Raw genomic sequence first — 8,697 nt, forward strand, 5'->3', positions numbered from 1 at the left:
CATCAGCAGCGAGCGCGTGACAATATCGTTGTCGACCGGGGCATAAACCAGCTCCCGCTCATCCTGGCGCAGCGCATAACGGTCGAGCAAACGGGTGGCGGCCGCCGAGTACACCGAGCAATTGCGGCAATGGATGTGCTCGGCCAGCAAGGGGCAGGATTTGTCGCCATGCACGCCGATGCGGTTCCAGCAGTCGTCGATGGCATGGGCGTCGTCATGGGTCACGTTGTAGGAAGCCGAACCGCTCATCGTTTGTGCTCACTGTCTGCCGCCCGACCACTGCGGGCCGCGCGTTCCTGCAATCGACGGGCGCCGACCGCGTCTCCCTGGGAAGCCAGCAGCGCCGCCAGATGCACCAGGGCCTCGGCGTGTTGCGGCTCAAGATAGAGCGCCTTGCGATAAAACCCCTGGGCCTCCAGCGCATTGCCGGCCATGTCGCTGAGCAGGCCCAGCCAATAGAAAACCTGGGCGTTTGGCGCGTGGCTGCGCAGATATTCTTCGCACACCGCACGCGCCTCGGCGCTCTTGCCACCGTTGGCCAGGGCGGCGATGTTGGCCAGCAACGTCACGGCGTCGCTGCTTTTCGGTTCGGCGATCGGCGTCACGCTCGCGGCGAACGGTCGCGGCCGACTCACGGGCGCTGCGACGCGCGATGACGGCTGGCGAATCGGCAACGGCGTCGGCATCAACGTGGGCAACGGTTGCGGCTCCGGCGCGCCCTGGCGGCTGAACGCGAACGACTGGGCGATACCGATCGAACGCATGCCCAGCCGTCCGAGCAAACTGCCCTCGGCGGGACCGATGAACAATACGCCGTCCTGATGGGTCAGGCGCTTGAGCACCTCGAACACCTGCTGCTGGGTCGGCTGGTCGAAATAAATCAGCAGATTGCGGCAGAACACGAAGTCGTAGGGGGCCTCGTTTACCAGCAAGGCCGGATCCAGCACGTTCCCCGTTTGCAGGCGCACCTGTTCGCGTACCCGCTCGTCGAGGCGATAGCCGTCGTCTTCGGCATTGAAATATCGCTCCCGAAAGCCAATGTCAGCGCCACGGAAAGAGTTGCGGCCGTAACGCGCCTGCCTGGCTTTGTCCACGGACAAGGGACTGACGTCCATGCCATCGACCTTGAACTGATGCGGCCCCAGGCCTGCATCGAACAAAGCCATGGCGATCGAGTACGGTTCCTCGCCGGTGGAGCACGGCAGGCTGAGGATACGCAGGGCACGCAGGTGCTTGATGTCGGCCAGGCGCTGGGTTGCCAACCGGGCCAACGTCGCGAAGGACTCGGGGTAGCGAAAGAACCACGTCTCCGGAACGATCACCGCTTCAATCAGCGCCTGTTGCTCCTGGGCGGAGTGCTGCAAGCTTTGCCAGTAGTCATCGGTGGTTCGACCGGGCACGGCAAGCACGCGCTGGCGCACAGCCCGCTCGATAATGGCCGGGCCGACGGAGGTCACGTCCAGGCCGATGCGTTCCTTGAGGAAATCGAAGAATCGCTGGTCACTGTTCATGCCCGTTCCTCGAAGTCATCGGGACTCAGCGGCGGCGAGGGAAACAGCAGCGCGCGAACGGATTCGTCGAGCAAGTCGTTGACCCGCACCCATTGCATCATTCCTTGTGCATCTTCGCGTACCGGACCGAGGTAAGGCGCCTGGCGATTATCCAGGCCATAGGGTTTGAAATCCGCCGGATCACAGCGCAAGGTGTCGGTGGCCTGCTCCAATATCAAGCCCAGCACCTGCCCGGTTTGCTGCGCCCCCGGCCGATACTGCACCAGTACCAGCCGGGTGCTGGTGCGTGCCTCGGCGCTCTGGCCGAAGGTCAACGCGCACAGATCGATCACCGGTACCACCACGCCACGCCAGGCAAACACCCCCGCGACCCAGGACGGCGTCCGGGCAATCGGCTTGAGTGGCAGGCGCGGCAGCACTTCCACCACATCGGTGGCTTGCAGGGCGTAGCGCTCGTTACCGATGCAAAACATCAGGAACAACGTCTGCCGGGCCGCCGAAACGGCGCCACGGCGGGCTTCTGGCTCGCTCATCAGACTTTGAAACGCGAAACGCCGCTGCGCAGTCCCACGGCCACCTGACTGAGTTCGTCGATGGCGGAACTGGCCTGGCGCAGGGACTCCACGGTCTGGCTGCTGGCATCGCCCAATTGCACCAGCGCGTGGTTGATCTGCTCGGCACCGGTGGCCTGGGCCTGCATGCCCTCGTTGACCATCAGCACTCGCGGCGCCAGGGCCTGGACTTGATGGATGATCTGCGACAGCTGTTCGCCCACCTGCTGCACTTCGGCCATGCCTCGGCGCACTTCCTCGGAGAATTTGTCCATGCCCATCACGCCAGCCGAAACAGCGGACTGGATCTCGCGGACCATCTGCTCGATGTCGTAGGTGGCAACGGCGGTCTGGTCGGCCAGGCGGCGCACTTCGGTGGCTACGACGGCAAACCCGCGACCGTACTCGCCCGCCTTCTCGGCCTCGATGGCGGCGTTGAGGGACAGCAGGTTGGTCTGGTCGGCCACCTTGACGATGGTGACGACCACCTGGTTGATGTTGCCGGCCTTCTCGTTGAGGATCGCCAGTTTCGCGTTGACCAGGTCGGCGGCGCCCATCACCGAATGCATGGTGTCTTCCATGCGCGCCAGGCCTTGCTGTCCGGAGCCGGCGGCGACCGAGGCCTGGTCGGCGGCGGTGGACACTTCGGTCATGGTGCGCACCAGGTCGCGGGACGTGGCGGCGATTTCTCGGGAGGTCGCACCGATCTCGGTGGTGGTCGCCGCGGTTTCAGTGGCCGTGGCCTGTTGCTGCCGGGACGTCGCGGCGATCTCGGTCACCGAGGTGGTGACCTGGACAGACGAGCGCTGGGCCTGGGACACCAGGGCGGTCAGCTCGGCCATCATGTCGTTGAAACCGGTCTCCACCGCGCCGAATTCGTCTTTGCGCGCCAGGTTCAGGCGTCCGCTCAGGTCACCGCTGCGCATCACTTCGAGGATTTCGACGATGCGGCTCATCGGCGCCATGATCGCGCGCATCAACAACAGGCCACACAGCAAGGCGATGACCAGCGCGACCAGGAACGACAGGCCCATGGCGATCTTGGCGGCTGTCACTGCATCGTCGATGGTTTGCGTGGCCGTTTCAGCCAGGTCACGATTGCGGTCGATAATCTGGTTCAGATGTCCGCGCCCCCCCATCCATGCAGGCGTCAGCTCTTTATCCAACGCCAGCCGCGCGCCTTCGTAATCCTTGCGCTGGTAGAGATCCAGGACCTTGGCTACCGCCTGGTTGAAGGTTTGGTGATAGCCCTCGAACTCATCGAACGACGCCTGGTCGGCAGGGTTCTGTATCAGCTTTTGATAGTTCTGGATTTCTTCGCGCAGATGCTGCTCGAAGCCTTGATAGCGGGCCTTGTCCTCGGCACTGATTTCCCGGTTCCCCGAGAGCCCGACGATCTGCTGGGTCAGGACATAGCTGTCTACCCAGCCGCCACGGATCATGGAGCTGTAATAGACCCCCGGCACTGCATCGACCCGCACTCTTTCTTCACTTTCCTGGATCTTCCACAACCGTGAAAACGAGACAACCACCATCAGCAGCATGATGGCGATGATCACCGCAAAACTCGCCAGGATGCGTTGGCGCAATGTCCAATTCTTCACAGTAAAACCTCGGGACGCTTTGAATTGCCGGGAGTATAGCCGAGGGAGGCGGTGCGTCTGCATGGCGGTTGCGGGAGATTTTTCGGACACCGCTCCATTAACGATGATGCTCGAATGCACAAGCACAAACGACACAAAACCAATGTGGGAGCGAGCCTGCTCGCGAATAGCGTCCAGTCAGTCCAGGCATTGTTGGCTGACACACCGCTTTCGCGAGCAGGCTCGCTCCCACAGAGAAATATTGGTTAGGCAGCAGCCTGGCGCACCTGCTTCTCCAGTTCTGCCTTCAACCCCGGCTCCAGCTTGAGTTGGCGCGCCAGCTCGTCGAGGTAGGATTTCTCCATGAAGTTTTCTTCGTCCACCAGCATCACGCTGGCGATGTACATTTCAGCGGCAATTTCCGGCGTACTGGCCGCCCGGGCCACATCGGTGGGGTCCAGGGGTTTGTTGAGTTCGGCGTGCAACCAGTGCTGCAATTCCTGGTCGTTGTCGAGCTTGGTGAACTCGCCTTCGATCAAATGCCGCTCGCGCTCGTCCACGTGGCCGTCAGCCTTGGCCGCCGCGACCAGGGCCTTGAGAATCGCCTGGCTGTGTTGCTCGACTTGCCCCGCAGGTACGCGATCCAGCGTCTGCGGCTCGGTGCTCACCGCGTTGCCTTGCTGGGCCTGCCAATTGCCATAAGCCTTGTAGGCAATCACCCCCAACGCAGCCAAGCCGCCATAAGCCAAGGCCTTGCCACCGAAGTTGCGGGCCTTTTTGTTGCCCAGCAGCAACCCCATGGCCCCGGCGGCCAACGCCCCGCCGCCCGCGCCGGAAAGCATTCCGCCCAGGTTGCCGGAGCCGCCGAGCAACCCGCCCAGGCCGCCAGACGGCTTGCCCTGCGAACCGCCCGCCTTGTTCTGCAGCAGTTCCTGGCCGGACTTGAGAAGCTGATCGAGCAATCCACGGGTATTCATCTGTTGCCTCCACGTTTTCAGGTCAACTTGAGGCCACCAGCCTAGATCGAAAGTGCCCTGTCGCCCTTGGCGAGATTGCTTCCAGATGTTGCCTGGCACGTCCAGCGTCAGCGCCGGCTTCCATTCTAAAAAAACGATATACACTCGGGGACATCGATAAATTCGCCCCTGGATATCCCGCCATGATGACGCTGCGCCAGATACGCCATTTCATCGCCGTGGCCGAAACCGGCTCGATCTCCGCCGCGGCGCAGACGGTGTTCATTTCCCAGTCCACCCTGACCCTGGCCATCCAGCAACTGGAAGAGGAAATCGGCGTCAGCCTGTTCAGCCGGCACGCCAAGGGGATGACGTTGACGCACCAGGGGCATCAATTCCTGCGCCAGGCCCACCTGATCCTGGCCACCGTCGACAATGCCAAGCGCAGCCTGCAACAAAGCACCGACCAGGTGGCTGGCCAGGTCACCGTCGGCGTGACCAGCCTCGTCGCCGGTTATTACCTGGCAGACCTCTTGACCCGTTTCCAGCGCGCCTATCCTAACGTGGCGATCCGCGTCATGGAGGACGAACGGCCTTATATCGAGCATTTGCTGGTCAGCGGCGAAATCGATGTCGGCGTCCTGATCCTGTCCAACCTCGAAGACCGCCACGCCCTGCAGACCGAAGTGCTGACCCACTCACCGTATCGCTTGTGGCTGCCCGCCCAACACCCGCTGCTGGAACACGACAGCATCAACCTGGCGGACGTGGCCCGGGAGCCACTGATCCAGTTGAACGTCGACGAGATGGATCGCAACGCGCAACGCCTCTGGCGCGGCGCCGGCTTGCAACCGCAGGTCACGCTGCGCACCGCCTCGACCGAAGCGGTGCGCAGCCTGGTGGCCGCCGGGCTGGGCGTGTCGATCCAGCCGGACATGACCTATCGTCCGTGGTCGCTGGAGGGCGACATCATCGAGGCACGCCCGATTGCCGACCTCAACCAGACGCTCGACATCGGCCTGGCGTGGCGCCGGGGCACGGCGCGACCGGCGTCGGTCGATCCATTCCTGACCGTCGCTCGGGAGCAACGCCCAAGCGGGCGCAAGCCATCTATTTAATCGAACGCAGCCTTGAGTATTTCGAATTTGTCGGCCTTGCGGCTGAGCACTAATCTTGCTGCATCGCCACAATCCCTTGTGTGAGAACAATCCATTGTGTGAGAACAATCCATTGTGGGAGCGAGCTTGCTCGCGATGGCGGTGTATCAGTCGAATCGATGTCGCCTGTCACACCGCCATCGCGAGCAAGCTCGCTCCCACAGGTCCAGCGTTTCAATCGACATATAAAAAGAGAAACCAGACATGGCCGACACGCAAAACCCGTTCTGTACCGCGTTGCTGATCGACGGAGCGTTGGTCCCCGGCGAAGGCTTTGTCGAGCCGATCCTCAACCCCGCGACCGGTGAAGTACTCGTCCACATCGCCGAGGCCAGCCTCGAACAGGTCGAGACCGCGATCCTCGCCGCCCACCACGCCTTCTCCGACTGGTCACGCACCACGCCGCAACACCGCTCGAACCTGCTGCTGGAAATCGCCAGCGCCATCGAAAAAAACGCCAGCGAGTTGGCCCGCCTCGAATCGCTGAACTGCGGCAAGCCGCTGCACTTGGCCCGCCAGGATGACTTGAGCGCCACGGTGGACGTGTTCCGTTTCTTTGCCGGCGCCGTACGTTGCCAGACTGGCCAGCTCAGCGGTGAATACCTGCCCGGCTACACCAGCATGGTGCGCCGCGACCCGCTGGGCGTGGTGGCATCGATTGCGCCGTGGAACTACCCGATCATGATGGCGGCCTGGAAAATCGCCCCGGCCCTGGCCGCCGGTAACACGTTGGTGTTCAAGCCTTCGGAGCACACGCCACTGTCGATCCTGGCCCTGGCGCCAACATTGGCGCAGATCCTGCCGCGCGGCGTCATCAATATCATCTGCGGTGGCGGTGAAGGCGTCGGCAGCCACCTGGTCAGTCATCCAAAGGTGCGCATGGTCTCGTTGACGGGGGATATCGTCACCGGGCAGAAGATCCTCCAGGCCGCCGCGAAAACCCTCAAGCGCACGCATCTCGAACTAGGCGGCAAGGCCCCGGTGATTGTCTGTGACGACGCCGACCTGCGGGCGGTGGTCGAGGGCGTGCGCACCTATGGTTATTACAACGCCGGCCAGGATTGCACCGCGGCCTGCCGGATCTACGCCCAGGCTGGGATTCATGACCGGCTGGTGGCCGAGCTCGGCGCGGCGGTCAGCAGCCTGCGTTTTGCTGGCAAGCGCGATGCCGACAACGAAATCGGCCCGCTGATCAGTGTTCGCCAGCGCGACCGGGTCGCCAGTTTCGTCGAGCGCGCCCTCGGCCAGCCACACATCGAGCGCATCACAGGTGCGGCGGTGCATTCCGGTGCCGGTTTCTATTACCAGCCGACCCTGCTGGCCGGCTGCAAGCAAAGCGATGAAATCGTCCAGCGCGAAGTATTCGGCCCGGTCGTCACCGTGACCCGCTTCGACGAACTCAGCCAGGCGGTGGATTGGGCCAATGATTCGGAATATGGCCTGGCGTCCTCGGTGTGGACCCAGAACCTCGACAAGGCGATGCAGGTGGCGGCGCGGCTGCAATACGGCTGCACCTGGATCAACAGCCATTTCATGCTGGTCAGCGAAATGCCCCACGGTGGACTGAAACGTTCGGGCTATGGGAAAGACCTGTCCAGCGATTCGCTCCAGGACTACAGCGTGGTGCGACACATCATGGCCAGGCATGGCCAGCATCTCTAGATAACAGCACTACTCTAATAACAAGCCATTCGTGGCGCTTCACCGGTTCAAAACTGCCCCGACCATAATTAAAGCAAGAGGGATTTCCATGTACGCGCACAAGACCGTATTGCTCAGTGCAATCACCACGGCGTTGCTGACCAGCGTCAGCCTGCAGGCCGCCGAACCGCTCAAGGCCGTTGGTGCTGGCGAAGGCCAACTGGACATCGTCGCCTGGCCGGGCTACATCGAACGCGGTGAAAGCGACAAGGCCTACGACTGGGTCACCGGCTTCGAGAAGGAAACCGGCTGCAAGGTCAACGTGAAAACCGCCGCGACGTCCGATGAAATGGTCAGCCTGATGACCAAGGGCGGCTATGACCTGGTGACCGCCTCGGGCGATGCGTCGTTGCGGCTGATTGCCGGCAAGCGCGTGCAACCAATCAATACCGCGCTGATCGCCAACTGGAAAAACCTCGACCCGCGCCTCAAGGACGCGCCGTGGTACGTGGTCAACCAACAGACCTACGGCACCCCGTACCAATGGGGCCCCAACGTATTGATGTACAACACCAGCGTGTTCAAGCAGGCACCGACCAGTTGGAGCGTGCTGTTCAACGCGCAAAACCTGCCCGACGGCAAGCCGAACAAGGGCCGGGTGCAAGCCTACGATGGCCCGATCTACATCGCCGACGCTGCGCTCTACCTCAAGGCCACCAAGCCTGAGCTGGGCATCAAGGATCCGTACCAACTCGACGAAGCCCAGTACAAGGCGGTGCTCGAACTGCTGCGGGCCCAGCAGCCGTTGATCCATCGCTACTGGCATGACACCACCGTGCAGATGAGCGATTTCAAGAACGAAGGCGTGGTGGCGTCCGGCGCCTGGCCGTATCAGGTCAACGGCCTGATGAACGAGAAACAGCCGATCGCCTCGACCATTCCGAAAGAAGGTGCCACCGGCTGGGCCGACACCACGATGCTGCACGCCGAGGCCAAGCATCCGAACTGCGCCTACAAATGGATGGACTGGTCGCTGCAACCGAAAGTACAGGGCGACGTCGCCGCGTGGTTCGGCTCCTTGCCGGCGGTGCCGGCCGCGTGCAAGGGCAGCGAGCTGCTGGGCGCCGAAGGTTGCAAGACCAACGGCTTCGATCAGTTCGACAAGATCGCCTTCTGGAAAACCCCACAGGCCGAGGGCGGCAAGTTCGTGCCGTACAGCCGCTGGACCCAGGATTACATTGCGATCATGGGCGGACGGTAAATCGGAGCAACCCTGTGGCGAGGGAGCTTGCTCCCGC

7 protein-coding genes and 1 pseudogene are annotated in these 8,697 nt (G+C 62.6%); 3 read left to right on the forward strand and 5 right to left on the reverse strand.

Going from position 1 to position 8,697, the window contains the following annotated elements:
- From OC610_RS15585 to OC610_RS15605, 5 genes and pseudogenes are all read right to left on the reverse strand, one after another.
- A pseudogene (locus tag OC610_RS15585) lies at window positions 1-249 on the reverse strand (chemotaxis protein CheW); the annotation flags it as partial.
- Window positions 246-1,511, reverse strand: coding sequence for a CheR family methyltransferase (locus tag OC610_RS15590; RefSeq protein WP_264428860.1), 1,266 nt, complete (start codon window positions 1,509-1,511; stop codon window positions 246-248). The pseudogene OC610_RS15585 and the gene OC610_RS15590, both read right to left, overlap by 4 nt.
- Window positions 1,508-2,044 (reverse strand): chemotaxis protein CheW, encoded by a 537-nt coding sequence (locus OC610_RS15595; RefSeq protein ID WP_198796319.1) that lies wholly within the window; start codon window positions 2,042-2,044, stop codon window positions 1,508-1,510. Before OC610_RS15595 ends, OC610_RS15590 begins: the two co-directional genes overlap by 4 nt.
- Window positions 2,044-3,666 carry a methyl-accepting chemotaxis protein gene (locus tag OC610_RS15600; protein ID WP_264428862.1) on the reverse strand — a complete coding sequence of 541 codons (1,623 nt, stop codon included), beginning with the start codon at window positions 3,664-3,666 and terminating at the stop codon, window positions 2,044-2,046. Before OC610_RS15600 ends, OC610_RS15595 begins: the two co-directional genes overlap by 1 nt.
- Window positions 3,667-3,911: 245 nt before the next feature.
- Entirely contained in the window at window positions 3,912-4,622 is a 711-nt protein-coding gene (locus OC610_RS15605; RefSeq protein WP_264428864.1) for a tellurite resistance TerB family protein, read from the reverse strand.
- A 182-nt stretch (window positions 4,623-4,804) separates the two neighbouring features.
- On the opposite strand from OC610_RS15605, the gene OC610_RS15610 reads away from it, so the two are divergent.
- The 3 genes from OC610_RS15610 (at window position 4,805) to ydcS (ending at window position 8,660) form a co-directional block, all read left to right on the forward strand.
- Window positions 4,805-5,719: a LysR family transcriptional regulator gene (locus OC610_RS15610; protein ID WP_264428865.1), complete on the forward strand. Its 915-nt coding sequence runs from the start codon at window positions 4,805-4,807 to the stop codon at window positions 5,717-5,719.
- Between the two features lie 243 nt (window positions 5,720-5,962).
- Window positions 5,963-7,420: a gamma-aminobutyraldehyde dehydrogenase gene (locus OC610_RS15615; RefSeq protein ID WP_264428867.1), complete on the forward strand. Its 1,458-nt coding sequence runs from the start codon at window positions 5,963-5,965 to the stop codon at window positions 7,418-7,420.
- An 88-nt stretch (window positions 7,421-7,508) separates the two neighbouring features.
- Window positions 7,509-8,660: a putative ABC transporter substrate-binding protein YdcS gene (ydcS, locus tag OC610_RS15620; RefSeq protein WP_264428869.1), complete on the forward strand. Its 1,152-nt coding sequence runs from the start codon at window positions 7,509-7,511 to the stop codon at window positions 8,658-8,660.
- Window positions 8,661-8,697 lie beyond the last annotated feature (37 nt).

Source organism: Pseudomonas agronomica, from assembly GCF_025917275.1.
GTDB classification, from domain to species: domain Bacteria; phylum Pseudomonadota; class Gammaproteobacteria; order Pseudomonadales; family Pseudomonadaceae; genus Aquipseudomonas; species Aquipseudomonas agronomica.

Coding starts and splice junctions, on each gene's coding strand:
- OC610_RS15590 (WP_264428860.1), bottom strand. CDS start 1,511: ATGAACAGTGACCAGCGATTCTTCGATTTCCTCAAGGAACGCATCGGC.
- OC610_RS15595 (WP_198796319.1), bottom strand. CDS start 2,044: ATGAGCGAGCCAGAAGCCCGCCGTGGCGCCGTTTCGGCGGCCCGGCAG.
- OC610_RS15605 (WP_264428864.1), bottom strand. CDS start 4,622: ATGAATACCCGTGGATTGCTCGATCAGCTTCTCAAGTCCGGCCAGGAA.
- OC610_RS15610 (WP_264428865.1), top strand. CDS start 4,805: ATGATGACGCTGCGCCAGATACGCCATTTCATCGCCGTGGCCGAAACC.
- OC610_RS15615 (WP_264428867.1), top strand. CDS start 5,963: ATGGCCGACACGCAAAACCCGTTCTGTACCGCGTTGCTGATCGACGGA.
- ydcS (WP_264428869.1), top strand. CDS start 7,509: ATGTACGCGCACAAGACCGTATTGCTCAGTGCAATCACCACGGCGTTG.